The following is a 16,359-nucleotide window of genomic DNA, read 5'->3' as shown; positions in this document are numbered from 1 at the left end:
CCATGCTGCCCGTCGTCGCACTAGTTGGTCGTCCCAATGTCGGTAAATCGACCCTCTTCAATGTATTGACGCGCAGCCGTGATGCCTTGGTGGCTGATATGCCAGGCGTCACCCGTGATCGCCACTATGGCGTCTGCCGCAGTGGCGAACGCCCGTTTGTCGTGGTCGATACCGGAGGCCTGTCCGGCGTCGATGAGGCGATGGATGTATTGACCGCCAAGCAGGTGCGCCTGGCGATCGAAGAAGCCAACGTGCTCGTATTCGTGGTCGACGCACGTGACGGTCTGCTGCCGCAGGATCACGTGATCCTCAACGAACTGCGCCGCACCGGCAAGAAGATCATTGCCGCAGTCAACAAGACCGATGGTCTGGACGAACAGAATGCGCTGGCCGAGTTCGCCGGTTTCGGCATCACATACACCGTGCCGTTGTCTGCCGCGCACAATCGCGGCACCGATGATCTGATCGAGCTGGTGCTGCCGCTGCTGCCAGTCGACGAGGAAAGCTCGGTCGAGGGCGATGGCGAGAGCGGCAGCATTCGCGTCGCCATCGTTGGACGTCCCAATGCCGGAAAATCCACGCTGATCAACCGGCTGTTGGGCGAGGATCGTTTGATCGTTTCCGACGTTGCCGGCACCACGCGCGATCCGATCCGCGTGCCGCTCGAGCGTGACGGCAAGCGCTACACGCTGATCGATACCGCCGGTATCCGCCGCAAGGCGCGGGTCGAGGAAGCGCTGGAGAAATTCAGCGTCATCAAGACGCTGCAGTCGATCGCCGCTGCCCAGGTCGTGGTGGTGATGATCGACGCCCGCGAAAATCTCGCCGATCAGGATCTCACCCTGATTGGTTATGCGATGGACGAGGGCAGGGCCATCGTGATCGCCGTGAACAAATGGGATGACATGGACAAGTACCAGCGCGACGAATGCATGCGTGCACTCGATCGTCGGCTGGTATTCGTGGACTGGGCCAAGCAGGTGCATATCTCGGCACTGCACGGTTCGGGTCTGCGCGAGTTGATGCGCGCCGTCGTGCGGGCACATTTTTCGGCGACCAAGGAACTGGGTTCTTCCGAGCTCACCAAGACGCTGGAAAAAGCCTACGAGAGCTACCAACCGCCACTGGTTAACGGTCACGCGCCAAAGCTGCGCTTTGCCCATCCGGGTGGCACCAATCCGCCGACCATCGTGATCCACGGTACTCGCACCAAACATATCGCGCCGGCGTATCAGCGCTATCTCGAGAACTTCTTCCGCAAGCGCTTCAAACTGGAAGGCACGCCTGTGCGCATTGCCTTCCGTGAAGGCGAAAACCCGTATGCGGGTCGCAAGAAAGTGCTGACCAAAGAGCAGCAGCAGAAAGCGCGCCGCCGCGTCAGCGATCTGATCAAGCGCACGCGCTAAGAGCCTGTTTACGATCTCCGCGTGGCCCGCGCCGGGAGCGGTTTGCGCGCAGGCCAAGGAAGAAGGAGGGAGTGTACGTCAGTACACGACCGAGTGATGACGCCCGCATGGGGGCAAACCGACCCGGCCCGAAGGGTTGAGTCGTGGCGGCCGCCCGGCGGCAAGTGCGCGGCTTGATCTGAGACCGCCAGTTAGGCGGCTGCGTCACGCACCACCACCGGACAGCCGCCACGGCACAACGCGGGCTACGTGGAGACCGTAAACAGGCTCCTAGCTGTCAGCACATGCCGGTCGGCTTCTCGTAGACTGATGGCATGAGCGAACCACTTAATCGAGTCTCCTGGCTTGGCGCGCTGCGCGAACGCATCCCGGAAGTTACGCCGGCTCAGGCGCTAGCCGCGCAAGCCCAAGGCGGCCTGCTGATCGACGTGCGCGAGGATGCCGAGCGTGCCTCCGGCACGCCTGCCAACGCGCTGGGCCTTTCGCGCGGATTTCTCGAATTGCGCATTGAGCAAGCAGAAACCGATCGCGATCGACCGATCGCCTTGTTGTGTGGCAGTGGTCAGCGTTCTCTGCTTGCGGCTGAATCGCTGGTCCGGATGGGTTACCGCCAGGTGAGCTCAGTGGCTGGCGGCTTCGGTCGCTGGAAAACCGAGGGGCTGCCGATTTCTCAGCCAAGACTGGATGTCGACGCCATCCAGCGTTACGCCCGCCAACTGAGACTTGCGCAGATCGGCGAAGCGGGCCAGGCGACGCTGGGCAGTGCAAAAGTGGTGCTTCTCGGTGCCGGTGGCCTGGGTTCGCCAGCGGCACTGTATCTGGCAGCGGCTGGTGTGGGTCAGCTGACCCTGATCGATGACGATGTAGTGGAGCGTTCCAATCTGCACCGCCAGATCATTCACGCCGATGCGCGTGTCGGCATGGCGAAAACCGAGTCGGCACGTATCGCGCTGCAGGCGCTCAATCCACGCGTGCGCATCGTGATCCACAACGAACGTCTGCAGGCGGATAACGTCGAGCGACTGCTGGCTGGTCATGATGTGCTGATTGACGGTGCGGACAATTTCTCAGCCCGTTATCTGCTTGCCGCTGCCTCCCTGCAGCTGAAGCTGCCGATGGTTTATGGAGCTGTTGAACGTTTCAGCGGACAGGTAAGTGTGTTCGATCCTCGCCGCGAGGATTCTCCCTGCTATCGCTGTCTGTTTCCCGAACCACCGCTGGCGGCCGATGCACCCAATTGCAGTGAGGCTGGCGTGCTGGGTGTGCTGCCTGGCGTCGTAGGGTTGTTGCAGGCTACCGAGGTGCTGAAGTTGCTGCTCGGGATAGGCGAACCACTGGTAGGCCGCTTGCTGAATTTTGACGCCTTGGACATGCGCTTTCGCGAGATCCGGTTGGCACGCGATCCGAATTGCCCTGGATGCGGGGCGGCATCCGTATTCAATGGCTACGAGGATATTGTCCGGTTCTGTGCCGTAGCAGGTTGAGACAGATCAGTCGGAATCAGGCCGTATACCGCTGCGTCATTGGCGCGTCCATTTGCCCACAACCGCTGGCGTGCGATAGCTTCGAATTGCGCGCCCGTTTTTTCGGCAACACGTCGGCTCGGATGGTTGTCAGGCAGGACAATGATCTCGATGCGGATGAGTCCCAGTTGTTCAAAGCCAAAACGTGCCGCCAACGCCGCAGCGCGAGCAGCAATGCCTTCACCATGACGCGACTGGCGCACCCAATAGCCGAGATTGGCACTGCAATGCAGACGGTTGCGCTGATTGAGTCCGGCCCCGCCGAGAAGCTCACCGGTCGTCCGGTCGACAATCGAGAACGCAAAGTGTTCTCCTTGCGACCAACCGTCCCGGCAATGGCTTATCCATGCGTTTGCATCGTCCAGGCTGTAATCGGCATGGCACCAGGGCAGCCATCGCCCGACGCTGACCACGGACGAGCGCACGGCGTCGAACAGGTCTGCAGCATCCTGCGTCTGCCATGGGCGCAATCGCAAAGATTCTTCGACAAGTTCCGGTGCTGGCAACGCTGGTTCGGTGGGCATCGTGGCATCCTCTGTTTGTATGCGTGTCTGTCAGCCGGGATAATGCCTTTCTTTGTAGGTAGGCAAAATCATGAGCGCACGCATCCTCGACGGCAAACGCATCGCGCAGGAACTGCTGGAGCGTGTGGGTCGGCGCGTCACCGAGCGGCTGGCGCAAGGGCTTGCCGCTCCCGGTCTCGCCGTTATATTGATTGGTGACAATGCCGCATCCTCGGTCTACGTGCGCAACAAGCGCAAGGCTTGCCATCAGGTCGGTTTTCGTTCGTTCGATCACGACTTGCCGGCCGATACGAGCCAGGCAGAAATCTTCGCGCTGATCGATCGCCTCAACGCCGACCCGGATGTACATGGCATCCTGGTGCAGTCACCGCTGCCGGAGCATATCGACGAGGACGCGCTGGTCGATCGCATCGATCCAGCCAAGGATGTGGATGGTTTTCAGGCGGTGAACGTGGGACGCCTCGCGCTGCGCCGGTTCGGCCTACGCCCCTGCACACCGAAAGGTGTGATGACCTTGCTCGGCCACACTGATCGGCCGGTGCGTGGTCAGCACGCGGTGGTCGTCGGCGTGTCCAACCACGTCGGACGTCCGCTGGTGCTGGAGCTGATGATCGCCGGCTGCACCACCACCTCGTGCCATCGCTTTACTCGCGACCTGGAGAGCTTCGTGCGTCAGGCGGATATCCTGATCGTGGCGGTCGGCAAGCCCGGGTTGGTCAAGGGCGAGTGGATCAAACCAGGCGCGGTGGTGATCGATGTGGGCATCAATCGCCTGGACGACGGCCGGCTGGTCGGCGACGTGGATTTCCATGCGGCCGCTGAAAACGCCAGCTGGATTACGCCGGTGCCCGGCGGCGTGGGCCCGATGACCGTCGCCACGCTGATCGAGAACACCCTGGAAGCCGCCGAGGCGCGTCCCATCGGCTGAGTACAGCGACATTCAGTCGCTGATCTGGCGAGCATCACGGCAGGGCGCGTATAATTCCCTCTTTGCAGCAGGACTACTCATGCGCATCCTCGCCGAGGCCCTGACCTACGACGACGTCTACCTTGTTCCTGGCCACTCGATCGTGCTGCCGCGCGATGTAGACACGACCACACGCTTCACCCGTAACCTGCGGCTGAACATCCCGATCGTTTCCGCCGCGATGGATACGGTGACCGAAGCCGGGCTTGCCATCACCATGGCCCAATGCGGTGGCATCGGCATCATCCACAAGAATCTGACCGTCGAGCAACAGGCGGCGGAGGTCCGGCTGGTGAAGAAGTTCGAGGCGGGCGTGATCCGCCGCCCGATCACCGTCAGCCCGGATACGTCGATCAGCGAAGTGCTGCGTCTGACCCGCGCACACAACATCTCCGGCGTGCCAGTGGTCGATGGTGCGAAGCTGGTCGGTATCGTCACCAGCCGCGACCTGCGCTTCGAGCGCAAGCATGATGATCCGGTGCGCAACATCATGACCCGTCAGGAAAAGCTGGTGACGGTGCGCGAAGGTGCCAGCCAGGATGATGTACTGCTGCTGCTGCACAAGCACCGCATCGAGAAAGTGCTGGTCGTCAACGACGACTTCCAACTGCGCGGCTTGATCACCGTGAAAGACATCCAGAAGGCCCGCGACAATCCGCATGCCGCGAAGGATCAGCAGGAAGCGCTGCTGGTCGGTGCGGCGGTCGGTGTGGGCGGCGACACCGAAAGGCGCGTTGCCGCGCTGGTCGAAGCCGGCGTCGATGTGCTCGTCGTCGATACGGCGCATGGCCATTCGCAGGGCGTGATTGAACGTGCCGGCTGGGTCAAGAAAAATTATCCACAGGTGCAGGTGGTGGCCGGCAATATCGTCACTGGTGATGCGGCGCGTGCGCTGCTCGACGTGGGCGTGGATGCGGTCAAGGTAGGCGTGGGTCCTGGCTCGATCTGCACGACTCGCGTGGTCGCCGGCGTCGGTGTACCGCAGATCACCGCGATCGATATGGTCGCCAATGCGCTGAAGGACGAAATTCCGCTGATCGCTGATGGCGGCATTCGCTATTCCGGCGATATCCCCAAGGCACTCGCTGCCGGTGCTTCCACCGTCATGCTGGGCTCGATGTTTGCCGGCACCGAAGAATCACCGGGCGAAGTTGAGCTGTTTCAGGGCCGCTCGTACAAGAGCTATCGCGGCATGGGCTCGATCGGTGCGATGCAGCTCGGTTCGAAGGACCGCTACTTCCAGGACGAAGCGGACGCTGACAAGCTCGTACCCGAGGGTATCGAAGGTCGCGTGCCGTACCGCGGTCCGCTGCGCAACATCATCCATCAGCTGATCGGTGGACTGCGTGCGTCGATGGGTTACCTGGGCGCGGCCAATATAGAGGATGTGCGTCACAAGGCGCAGTTCGTGAAGGTTACCTCGGCCGGCGTCACCGAAGCGCACCCGCACGATATCCAGATCACCAAGGAAGCGCCGAATTATCGGCTGAATTCCTGACGTGCGAGGGTTGAGTTGAGTAGCGAGGGCGCGATGACCTGTGCCTTTCGCTACCTGCGTAGCTTGCGCTGAGTTCGCGGACGCTTGCCGGCTTTTGAGCGTTGTTCCTGGGGCATCGTTTCCTAGCCCTCGCTACTCGCCCCTCGTCGCTTTCAAATGCTACTAAACGCGCTGAACCATAATTTCCATTCGCCCGTATCCGCCAAGCCGCCAACCCATGACCAATATCCACAGCGACAAGATCCTCATTCTCGATTTTGGCGCGCAGTACACGCAGCTGATCGCACGGCGCATTCGCGAGATCGGCGTGTATTGCGAGATCTGGGCGTGGGATCACGATCCGAATGAGATCGTTGCATTTGGTGCGAAAGGCATCATCTTTTCCGGTGGACCCGAATCCACCACGTTGGCCGATGCACCCAAGGCACCGAAGCAGGCGTTCGATTCGGGTCTGCCGATACTTGGTATTTGCTACGGCATGCAGACGATGGCAGCGCAGCTTGGTGGTGCCACCGAAGCGGCTGATGCCAGGGAATTTGGTCGCGCCGAAGTGGATATCGTTTCAAATAGCCGTCTGTTCAAGAATCTCACCGATCACGTCGACAGCCGTCGTCTCGACGTGTGGATGAGCCATGGCGATCACGTGGCCAAGGCGCCGCCGGGTTTCGTGGTCACTGGCAGCACCGATCGCATTCCTGTTGCGGTGATGGAAAACGATGAGAAGCGCTGGTATGGCGTGCAGTTCCATCCCGAAGTAACGCATACGAAGCAGGGCGGGGCGCTGCTGAAGCGCTTCATCACCGAGATCTGCGGCTGCAAAACACTGTGGACAGCAGCCAACATCATTGACGACCAGATTGCGCGGGTGCGCGAGCAGGTTGGCGACGATCATGTACTGCTGGGGCTTTCCGGCGGCGTCGATTCGTCAGTGGTCGCCGCCTTGCTACATCGCGCGATCGGCGACAAGCTCACCTGTGTGTTCGTCGATACCGGCTTGCTGCGCTGGAAGGAAGGCGATCAGGTGATGGCCACGATGGCGGCGGCCTCCGATGATCACGGCATGGGCGTCAAGGTGATACGCGTCAATGCGCAGAACCGTTATTTTGATGCGCTGTCTGGCGTTGCGGATCCGGAGGCCAAACGCAAGATCATCGGCGGCCTGTTCATCGAAATCTTTGACGAGGAATCGTCAAAACTCACTGCCGATGGCGCAGGCGCGGTGAAGTGGCTGGCCCAGGGCACGATCTATCCTGACGTCATCGAGTCGGCCGGCAGCAAGACCGGCAAGGCACATGTGATCAAGAGTCACCACAACGTCGGCGGCCTGCCGGCGCACATGAAGCTCAAGCTGGTCGAGCCGCTACGCGAGCTGTTCAAGGACGAGGTACGGCGCATCGGCGTTGAGCTGGGCCTGCCGCGCGAGATGGTTTATCGCCATCCGTTCCCGGGTCCCGGTTTGGGTGTGCGCATTCTTGGCGAAGTGAAGCACGAATACGCTGAGCTGCTGGCGCAGGCCGATGCGATCTTCATCGATGAGCTGCGCAAGGCCGATCTTTACGACAAGACCAGCCAGGCCTTCGCGGTATTCCTGCCGGTGAAATCGGTGGGTGTGGTCGGCGATGCGCGGGCCTACGAATGGGTGATCGCACTGCGCGCCGTGGAAACCATCGACTTCATGACCGCGCACTGGGCGCATCTGCCGTACGAGTTTCTGGGCAAGGTATCGAACCGGATCATCAACGAACTACGCGGTGTCTCCCGCGTGGTCTACGACATCAGCGGCAAGCCGCCAGCCACGATTGAGTGGGAGTGATCTAGAGTCGTTTCACGTTGTTTCAGAACGTACCAAATTTTGCGATGAATCCCTACGCCACAAGGGTTTAGCTGTCCCAGGGCGTGTCAGGTCGTTTCACCCAATCGCATGTCACCTGACGGTACTCGTGACGGTATGGTTTGAAACTCCAGAATTGCCTTACTTGATACCGTCAGATGGGCTGACGGTATCAAGCGGCGAATCAACGTGGGACGACCATGCTTACAGATCGCGAACTGGCGAACATCAAGCCGAAAGACAGGCTTTTCAAAATAACGGATCGAGACGGCCTGTATGCCGCCGTCCTCCCTTCGGGCAACGTTAGCTTCCGCTTCGACTATCGCCTCAACGGTCGCCGAGAGACGCTGGCGATCGGGCGCTACGATCCGTCATACAAGTTAACTCGGGATCCCGAAGCACTTCAGTACGGTGTGGGTTTATCACTGCGCGAGGCTCGCACACTGCTCGACCGAGCTAGGCGCGACGTGGAGCGGGGCGTCTCACCATCTCGGACAAAGGTCGAGAAGCGGACTATTGCCGACGAAGCGCTCTCATTCGCTGGTTGGGCCGTTGCTTATTTCGCCCACAAGGAAGACCCGAAGAGCGGCGCGGAGATGCTGGCCGAAAGTACGTTGGCATTCCGCAGATCCACCTTTCGACGTGTGCTCGATCCGGCATTTGGAAAGCTGAAGCTTGAGGAGATCACTCCCACTCGACTGAAGCGACTACCGCCGGGTAATCGCCTTGAGGCACTCAAGGGCGACCGCGCTGGTCAGTACAGCATCCGCCTCAACGACGAGTTTCGCGTTTGCTTCAAATGGGAAAACGCGCAACCTTATAACGTCGAAATCTGTGACTACCACTGAGGTATGACAATGAACACGAAAAAGCTACCGCCAGTGCACCCCGGCGAGATCCTGCGCGAGGAGTTTATGAAGCCGTTTGCCTTGTCGGCGAATGCTCTCGCGCGCGCCATTGGAGTCACTCCTGCGCGCATCAATGAGATTGCGAACGAAAAGCGCGGCATCACCGCAGATACCGCGTTGCGTCTGGCGCGCTACTTCAAGACTGACCCGCAAAGCTGGATCAATTTGCAGGTGAATTATGAGCTTGAGTCTGCCAGGCGCATGCTTGGCGACGCACTAAAGCACATTCACCCTCATGCCGCTTAACCACACTGCAAGTCGTGATTAGAAACTGAGGCTGCTTTGCGGGCACCGAGGCGCGGAGAACGGAGCGTCGTGCATGCTGGATGCTGCATGCGGCGGCGTTGGATTGCTTCAGATCCAGATCATCACCGTTTAGATGGTTGCGTCATTGCGCTCGCTCGACGCCCGAGAAGCGGCAAGCTGAGGGCCTGGAAATCTCGGACAGCACGGCGTTAGTTCTGTTGCGCGCGGCAACGCTCGTGACATTCAGTGAGTCGATGACCCGGAGCGTTTCCGTGAGATCCCGCCGGGCCAAGCCGCCGCGATGCTGCGTCAGCAGGTCAGCTGTACCTTTAGTGCTGCGCTTCACACAATCTTATTTTGCGTCTATTGCGCATGTGCGCATGCGGATACCATCAAGTGATCCACAAAGGGATTAGGGGTAATGGATGCATATTCGTCCGTGGATGGTAACGGTCGCAGCAGGAATTCTGGCAATCCTTGGGGCAGGGTCATTAAAGGCCGGTGATAGTGCTTCTATCAAACTTCCGGCTCCCGTTCGGACGGCAGATATTTTTCATTGCGATGCGCGCTACTGCGCTATGCCGTCGCAAGGGTCCTATCCTTATATCGTGATCGGCCTGTTTCAGGCGATGGCGACGGTAAAGCAAAGCCAGCAGCTGTTCATTGACACGCGAACGCAGCATCGTTGGTTGTCGTTGCCCGATGATCCTGCAGCGTTCTACGCTTCTCTCCAGCCAGTAAGCATCACGCTCACTGATGGCAATGCGTTGGCCGTGCTAATGGCGCAGGATGAGGTTTACGCCACCACACCTAAGCCCGGTGATCTAGTTCGCTACTCACCGCACTTTGGTGCTTATGAGCTTCCACCGACGGATCCAAAGGCGCGTGCCTACTGGTCTATTGACGGCTGTGTCGCAGTGATCTGTCGAGCGCAGGACAGGGCGTGTTTCAGCCGTTATGCGCAAGGTGTCTTCCGCCGCCCGGATGGTATGGCCATATCACCGAAAACCTTTAAGCCGTTGCCACAAGGCACGGTCATTGATGTTCAGTCCCTGCTACCCATTCGTAGCTCAGGAAAAGTGCTCTAGGCGCTCCATCACCTTGTGCGGTGATGGAGCGCTGGATTCTCATTCAAAGGAACGGATCATGTTCATGGGTAAGACACTGTTTCGTGTCACCTTCACAGCTGTACTGGTCTCGCTGGGATTCGCGACAGCGGCGCAGCCTGCATCTGTTTCTGCAGGGTCAGAGCGCTTTGGGGTATTTGCTGAGCCTTTGATAGCTGCTGGTGCGCCCACTCCGGAGGCATCGCGCGCGTTGACGCAGGCTGTCGATACATATCGCCAGACCGGCGATACGGGTGACACTGCCGCGCTGGAGCACTTCCTCATCACGTATCCGCGGAACCCGTGGCGTGCCTCCCTGTGGTTGAATATCGGCTTGGCCGAGCGCACCACCGGACGCTTTAGCGATGCTTTGGGTGCTTTCGCAGAGGCACAGACGCAGGCCAGCGGCGATGCCTCGCTACGTCCTATCGCTGTTCGTGCACTCAGTGAACAGTTAACGCTGGAAACCCGTTTGGGCCATCCGCAGGCGGTGACGACATTGCTGAAGACGGCGCAGAGTCTGGGCGTTTCCGCGAAGGATTCCCTGGCGATGTCACTGGCGGAGCAAGGCTTGTGGGATATGCACCATCACCCGCAAACCGCCTTTCAATGCGGTTGGATGGCGCTGCGCACGTTGTGGCAGGCACACGGAATCCAGATAGGCAATACGCCGACGATGCCGATGGATCCGGCGCATCCGGGATACACCCTGCAGCAACTGGTGGCGATGTCAGAGCAGGCACATCAGCCGATGGTGGCGATCCATCGGGATGCCGATAGCGTCATTCCGGTGCCTTCGGTGGTGCATTGGAAGAGCGGACACTTCGCCACGATTCTGGCACGAGCAAACAACCGCTATGAGGTGGTTGACCCCACGGTGGAAGGGGGGGCGCTGTGGATGACCGAGGCGGCGCTGCATGCGGAGGGCAGCGGTTATTTTCTGGTATCTGCCGCCGACCAGGCCAAACTGGCTGTGGCGGATCGTGCGGTAAGTGCTGATGAGGCCAGACTGGTCTACGGAGCCGGCACCGTCAGTTCGAGCGATCCACACGGATTTCCTTCCTGTGGAACATGCCCCTGCTCTTGCGGCAAAGGGCCTAGCGGATCGTCGGGCGGGGCTCAAGGCATGGGCGGCGGTACCGGCGGTGGTTCGCCCGGCGCGACCAGCGCGCCAGCACCGGGTATGCCTACCTACAACATTAGCCCGATGTTGATCAGCCTGAGCCTGAGTGATACGCCCCTGAGCTATGTCCCGCCCAAAGGACCCGCGATCGACATCACCTTGAGTTACAACCAGCTTGATGGTGATCAGCCGACCACGTTTACGTACGGCAATGTAGGGCCGAAGTGGACGCATAACTGGCTAAGCTATGTGCAAGATAATCCGGGTGCGCCGGGCAGCAACGTATTGGTCTATCTGCCCAGTGGCCCAGGCCGCCTTTACAGTGGCTTCAGCAGCAGCACCGGGGCTTTCGCTCCTGAACCAGAAACGGGGGCACAGCTCGTCGAGGTCTCAAGCTCGCCGATAGTTTACGAGCGACGCTTCCAGGACGGCAGCAAGGACGTCTACGCCGTCAGCGACAACAGCACTGTCTATCCGCGCCATATCTTTCAGACCCAGCGGGTCGACACGCATGGCAACGTCGTCCAGCTTGCCTACGACAGTCAGAGCCGGCTTGCCACGCTGACGGACGCGCTCGGCCAAGTGGTGACCTTTAATTACGGCAACACCAGCCAGCCGCTACTTCTCACCAGTGTCAGCGATGCTTTTGGTCGCACGACCACGCTCAGCTACGACAGTAGCGGCCGGCTGAGCAGCATCACCGACGCCATCGGCATGACGTCCAGCGTGGGATATGACTCGAGCACGTCGGTCACGTCGCTCACCACTCCTTATGGCGCCACTAATTTCGTCACTGGGCAGTCCGGCACGCAACGTTGGATCAACGTGACCGACCCCAACGGCAACACCTCGCGCATGGAATTCAATCAGTCCGTGTCGGGCGTTCCCTATAGTGAAAGCCAGGTGCCAAACGGTATTAACGCCTTCAACTTGTATATCAACAGCCGCGACAGTTTTTACTGGGATGCGCAGGCGTACAAGCAGTATCCCAGCGATTACACCAAGGCGTTGATCTATCACTGGAACCACCTCACCTCGAACGGTGGCCTCACCAGTGTCGCATCCGATTCCCTGGAGAGCATCAAGTTTCCGCTGGAAAATCGCATTTGGTATAACCATCCCAACGACATTGCCGGCGGTTCCGGCACCCTCAATACGCCGACGTTGATTGGCCGCGTACTGTCAGATGGTACAACCCAGCTCACGCAAAATACCTACAACACCTTGGGGAACTTACTAAGCGAGACAGATCCGTCAGGGCTCACGACCACGTATACCTATGCCGCCAATCAACTTGATGTCGTGCAGATTGGGCGTACGGCGTCCGGCGGCTATCAAACGGTTGAGACTTTCACCTACGACAACCAGCACGATGTATTGAGCCATACCGATGAAACGGGTGCGGTCACGCAGCACACCTACAACACAGCCGGCCAGTTGCTTTCCACTACTGACGCGCTGGGGCACGCCACAACCTATAGCTACAACGCGCAGGGTTACCTGCAGTCGATGACCGATGCCAACGCGCATGTCACCACCTACGGCTACGATGCCGTGGGGCGGCTGGCCTCCGTCACTGATCCTCTGAACCGCACCACGCAGTACAGCTATGACGCACTTAATCGGCTAGTGCAGACCACCTATCCGGACAGCAGCAACGAACTGACCACCTGGAACAAGCTGGATATCGGCACCTTCCGTGACCGCAACGGTCATGCTACCGCTTACACCTACGACGGCGTGCGCGATCGCCTTAGCAGCGAGGATCCGCTGGGCAACACCACGACGTATGCCTATTACCCGAATAAGCTGCTCCAGTCGCGTACCGACGCCAATGGACATACGACCACCTTGCAGCGTGATCTGGAAGGCCGTGTCACGTCAGTGACCGATGCGCGTAGTTACACGACCAGCATCGCCTACGATGCGGCCACGGACGTGCGCAGCAGTCTGACCAATCCACTAAGCCAGATCACCAATTACACGTATGACGTGGATAGCCGGCTTACTCGTCTGACGGATATAAACGGCGTCATTACGGATATCACCTACTCGCCGCGAAACTGGCCCCTCACACATACGGTGCGTACCAACGCCAATGGCACGTCCTCGTCCACCGATGCCACGACCACCCTCACTTATGATGCCATCGGTGATGTGACGGGCGTGACCGATCCCGATGGCGTGGCGACCAGCTACAGCTACGATGCCGATCACCGCCGGACAGCCATGGGCGATGCGCTGGGTAATGCTCGGACAAGCAGCTACGACGCGGTGGGCAATCTTCAGCAGCTAGCGGACTTCGCATCTAAAAGTACGAGTTCAAGTGAGTCCGAGTCCTACACGTATGATGCCGCCAACGAGCAAATCAGCATGCTGGACGCCTACGCTAAGGCGACCACGGTGGGTTTCGATGTCAATGGCCGAATTCACGACATTCGTGACCCGCTCGGCTATCACACCGTCAAGAATTATGACGCGGTCGGCAACCTGACAAGCGTCGCACGGGGTGCGACTGACAGCGGAGCAGCCGTTGCTGAAACGAATGACACCTATGACGCGGATAATCGGCTGATCGCGGTCACCGATCCGGATCAGCTATCCACCCAATACACCTATGACGCGGTGGGTCAGGCGCTGCAGGTAAAAAGCCCCGATACCGGCACCACCACCAATACGTACGATGTTGTCGGCAATCTCACGAGCCGAACCGATGCGCGCGGCGTGGTCACGCAGTACAGCTACGATGGACTAAAACGGCTCACTAAGGTGCACTATCCGGCGAATTCAGCCCTCGACTTCAGCTACGGCTACGATTCTGCCCAGCAGGGTTGCTATAACAACGGCCATCTTGTCGGCATAGGCAATCCTGATGGCCCTGACGGCTACTCGACCTCGTGGTGCTACACCAATCAGGGTGACATCTCCCAAGCGATGGAAACTACTAATTACACCGAGTTTCCGATTGCCTATTCCTACACCCCGGGCCGGCGCGTGACATCCCTGCAATATCCCTCCGGCTTCGAAGTGCAGTACGGCCATGATGCCGATGGGCGGGTCAACAGCATGGGCTACTCGCAGCCCACTGCCGAATTCAGCAGTTACACCACCAGTACGGTGACACCGTTGATCACCAGCGTGTCGTATCTGCCGTTCGGACCGGTCTCCGGCTACTCCTATGCGCAGAACGGGCAATCGGTCACCCGTGGTTATGACGCCAACTACCGCCTGACGGATCTCGTCGGTAGCGGGCTGACGCTGCATTTCCTGCGTGATGCGAAGGGCCGTATCGAGGCTGAAGGCAACAGTCCCGGCGCCTCACCGACCAGTGAAACCTATCAGTACGATCCGCTCGATCGCGTGACTGCATTGCTCAATGCCAGCGGCTCGATGGAACAAAGCTTTACCTACAACGCTACCGGCGATCGTCTCAACAAGACCGTGGCGGGGCAGGGCGCGCAGACCTACGTCTACACAGCGGGTACGCATCAGTTGAGCAGCGTGGGTGGTTTGCCGCGTAGCGTGGATGCGGCCGGTAATACCACGGCGATGACCGATGCTGGCGGCGCACTGATCGGTCTGGGCTATGACCAATCGAATCACCTTACGGCAGTCACCAGTGGCAGCAATACCATCGCCAGCTACCAGTACAACGGCCTAGGCCAGCGCGTATTAGGGAATGTCACCGAGCCTGGTGTTAACCCAGTCGAGACGGAGCCGGTTTACGACCCCACCGGCACGGGCAATATGTATGGCACCTACTTCAATATGGATATCAATACTCCTGGCGTCACGTATCCCGCCGCGTATTACAACGAGTACGTGTACCTCGATGGCATGGTGGTAGCCTCCGCAACCGCCGATGCAGGTGCGACGGTACCCTCGACTATCCACTATCTGTATGCCGATCACCTGGGCACGTTGCGCGCAGCCGTCACAACCGCTGGCACCAAGGACTACATCTGGCCGTGGTTGAACAATGCGTTCGGGGATCAGCTATCGAGTGGAAGCACGGCGTTCAATATACGCTTCCCTGGCCAGTACTACGATGTGGAAACCGGCTTGATGTACAACGGGGCGCGGTACTACGACTCGGCTCGTGGTGGCTTCGATCAGCCCGATCCTTCCGGCTTTAACGGCGGCATCGATCTGTACGTCTACGGGTTCAACAGCCCGCTGATGTATGTCGATCCGACGGGGCTTTCGCCTCCGGGTGTACCTCCGCCTATGGGGCCGTTATCGCCCGAAGGGCCGGGACGAATTGATTATGGGCAATCCGCGCGTGATTGGGCATTTAGTAAGGTAGGCCAAGGTGGCTACGGCTATTTCGATCCTAACTCGGAAGCGAGAGGATGGTTAAGGCAAAAAACCAATGGCATACCCTCAGAAAAATGCAATAAGTTTGTATGGGATGCCTTAAACGCAAGCGGCGACCCTGCTGGGCGCATGTCTGATGGAAGAATTCCTTCAGCTTCTGAATGGGGCAATCCTAATGTGAATATCCCAGGCTATGATGTTGTCCCTCAAGGCCAGCCACTTCAAGCGGGGGATATAGTGTCGAATGGGTCACATGTGGGCATATATAGCCCGCTATCAGATGGATCGCCTGGAACAGTTTCGGCAGCATTTCCAATGTCATCCTGGGCCGCTGGCATTGACGGAAATGTGGTTAATAACGACTGGGGCTTTCGTCAAGGCCAAACTGTAACTATAAGGCGCAGCCAATGAAAAAATCTTATGCGGCTTTGATCTCGCCGATCATACTTCCGGTATTGTTTTTCGCTGGGAAAATGATTTTCTTTGATCACGACGATGCAAGTTACTTCAGAAAAACTGTTTTTGAGACTTTAGCTGGCATCCTTCCTTTCAGCTATTTGTTTAGCTTCATTTACGGAGCTCCAATTTTATTTATTCTGTCAAAACTTAATAAGTTAAATAGCGTCGCTATTATACTGTCTGGCGCGCTGGGTGGGCTAATAACTGTATTTATTATATTTTTGTATACCTCTAATCTAGGTGCACTAAAAGAAAGTGGTTTCCTTATGGCTATTTCTGCAATTGCAGGGGCGATTGTTTCTTTATCGTTTTGCCTGCTAGCTAAAATTCCAAAGCACTCGGGGCCGCGTCTTGTATTGCCACACGATTCCCGGAAAGTCCGCCGCACCGACGGCCGCTAAGCGCTCGCTACGCGACCGCCAAGCGCCGGGTGATGGTTCGCCTTCAGGCC

General features: G+C 58.8%; 10 protein-coding genes and 2 pseudogenes. 11 read left to right on the top strand and 1 reads right to left on the bottom strand.

The features are described from left to right. Positions 1–2: 2 nt before the first annotated feature. Together der and moeB are read left to right on the top strand one after the other, a co-directional pair. The gene (der, locus tag HDE79_RS12025) at positions 3–1,406 is read left to right on the top strand and encodes a ribosome biogenesis GTPase Der (RefSeq protein WP_184602225.1); all 1,404 of its coding nucleotides are present in this window, start codon (positions 3–5) and stop codon (positions 1,404–1,406) included. A gap of 314 nt (positions 1,407–1,720) precedes the next feature. Beyond that, a complete protein-coding gene (gene moeB / locus HDE79_RS12020; protein WP_184602224.1) occupies positions 1,721–2,890 on the top strand; it encodes a molybdopterin-synthase adenylyltransferase MoeB in 1,170 nt (389 codons plus the stop codon). On the opposite strand, the gene HDE79_RS12015 is transcribed toward moeB, so the two are convergent. After that, positions 2,851–3,453 carry a GNAT family protein gene (locus HDE79_RS12015; protein ID WP_184602223.1) on the bottom strand — a complete coding sequence of 201 codons (603 nt, stop codon included), beginning with the start codon at positions 3,451–3,453 and terminating at the stop codon, positions 2,851–2,853. The genes moeB and HDE79_RS12015 overlap by 40 nt on opposite strands. 70 nt (positions 3,454–3,523) lie before the next feature. On the opposite strand from HDE79_RS12015, the gene folD reads away from it, so the two are divergent. The 9 genes and pseudogenes from folD (at position 3,524) to HDE79_RS11975 (ending at position 16,309) form a co-directional block, all read left to right on the top strand. Then, positions 3,524–4,381: a bifunctional methylenetetrahydrofolate dehydrogenase/methenyltetrahydrofolate cyclohydrolase FolD gene (folD, locus tag HDE79_RS12010; protein ID WP_184602222.1), complete on the top strand. Its 858-nt coding sequence runs from the start codon at positions 3,524–3,526 to the stop codon at positions 4,379–4,381. Between the two features lie 79 nt (positions 4,382–4,460). Continuing rightward, a complete protein-coding gene (gene guaB / locus HDE79_RS12005; RefSeq protein ID WP_184602221.1) occupies positions 4,461–5,918 on the top strand; it encodes an IMP dehydrogenase in 1,458 nt (485 codons plus the stop codon). 217 nt (positions 5,919–6,135) lie between these two features. Beyond that, positions 6,136–7,731, top strand: a complete 1,596-nt coding sequence (gene guaA / locus HDE79_RS12000; RefSeq protein ID WP_184602220.1) for a glutamine-hydrolyzing GMP synthase — start codon at positions 6,136–6,138, stop codon at positions 7,729–7,731. 218 nt (positions 7,732–7,949) lie between these two features. Continuing rightward, positions 7,950–8,243 (top strand): annotated as a pseudogene (locus HDE79_RS22260) (Arm DNA-binding domain-containing protein); the annotation flags it as partial. A 210-nt stretch (positions 8,244–8,453) separates the two neighbouring features. Continuing rightward, positions 8,454–8,597: pseudogene (locus HDE79_RS22255) on the top strand (type II toxin-antitoxin system RelE/ParE family toxin); the annotation flags it as partial. A gap of 3 nt (positions 8,598–8,600) precedes the next feature. After that, positions 8,601–8,903, top strand: a complete 303-nt coding sequence (locus HDE79_RS11990; RefSeq protein WP_184602218.1) for a HigA family addiction module antitoxin — start codon at positions 8,601–8,603, stop codon at positions 8,901–8,903. A gap of 425 nt (positions 8,904–9,328) precedes the next feature. Beyond that, on the top strand, positions 9,329–9,991 hold the full coding sequence (locus HDE79_RS11985) for a hypothetical protein (protein ID WP_184602217.1): 663 nt from the start codon (positions 9,329–9,331) through the stop codon (positions 9,989–9,991). A 64-nt stretch (positions 9,992–10,055) separates the two neighbouring features. Then, positions 10,056–15,860, top strand: coding sequence for an RHS repeat-associated core domain-containing protein (locus tag HDE79_RS11980; RefSeq protein WP_184602216.1), 5,805 nt, complete (start codon positions 10,056–10,058; stop codon positions 15,858–15,860). Further along, positions 15,857–16,309 (top strand): hypothetical protein, encoded by a 453-nt coding sequence (locus HDE79_RS11975; protein ID WP_184602215.1) that lies wholly within the window; start codon positions 15,857–15,859, stop codon positions 16,307–16,309. Before HDE79_RS11980 ends, HDE79_RS11975 begins: the two co-directional genes overlap by 4 nt. Positions 16,310–16,359: the final 50 nt, after the last annotated feature.

The sequence above is a fragment of the Rhodanobacter sp. MP1X3 genome (assembly GCF_014207165.1).
Classification (GTDB): Bacteria; Pseudomonadota; Gammaproteobacteria; order Xanthomonadales; family Rhodanobacteraceae; genus Rhodanobacter.
Note: the sequence above shows the minus strand (reverse complement) of the source record. Positions and strands in the feature narration are given on the sequence as shown.

Bases quoted from the DNA above. Each gene is read 5' to 3' on its own strand.
- der (WP_184602225.1), top strand. From the start codon at position 3: ATGCTGCCCGTCGTCGCACTAGTTGGTCGTCCCAATGTCGGTAAATCG.
- moeB (WP_184602224.1), top strand. From the start codon at position 1,721: ATGAGCGAACCACTTAATCGAGTCTCCTGGCTTGGCGCGCTGCGCGAA.
- HDE79_RS12015 (WP_184602223.1), bottom strand. From the start codon at position 3,453: ATGCCCACCGAACCAGCGTTGCCAGCACCGGAACTTGTCGAAGAATCT.
- folD (WP_184602222.1), top strand. From the start codon at position 3,524: ATGAGCGCACGCATCCTCGACGGCAAACGCATCGCGCAGGAACTGCTG.
- guaB (WP_184602221.1), top strand. From the start codon at position 4,461: ATGCGCATCCTCGCCGAGGCCCTGACCTACGACGACGTCTACCTTGTT.
- guaA (WP_184602220.1), top strand. From the start codon at position 6,136: ATGACCAATATCCACAGCGACAAGATCCTCATTCTCGATTTTGGCGCG.
- HDE79_RS11990 (WP_184602218.1), top strand. From the start codon at position 8,601: ATGACAATGAACACGAAAAAGCTACCGCCAGTGCACCCCGGCGAGATC.
- HDE79_RS11985 (WP_184602217.1), top strand. From the start codon at position 9,329: ATGCATATTCGTCCGTGGATGGTAACGGTCGCAGCAGGAATTCTGGCA.
- HDE79_RS11980 (WP_184602216.1), top strand. From the start codon at position 10,056: ATGGGTAAGACACTGTTTCGTGTCACCTTCACAGCTGTACTGGTCTCG.
- HDE79_RS11975 (WP_184602215.1), top strand. From the start codon at position 15,857: ATGAAAAAATCTTATGCGGCTTTGATCTCGCCGATCATACTTCCGGTA.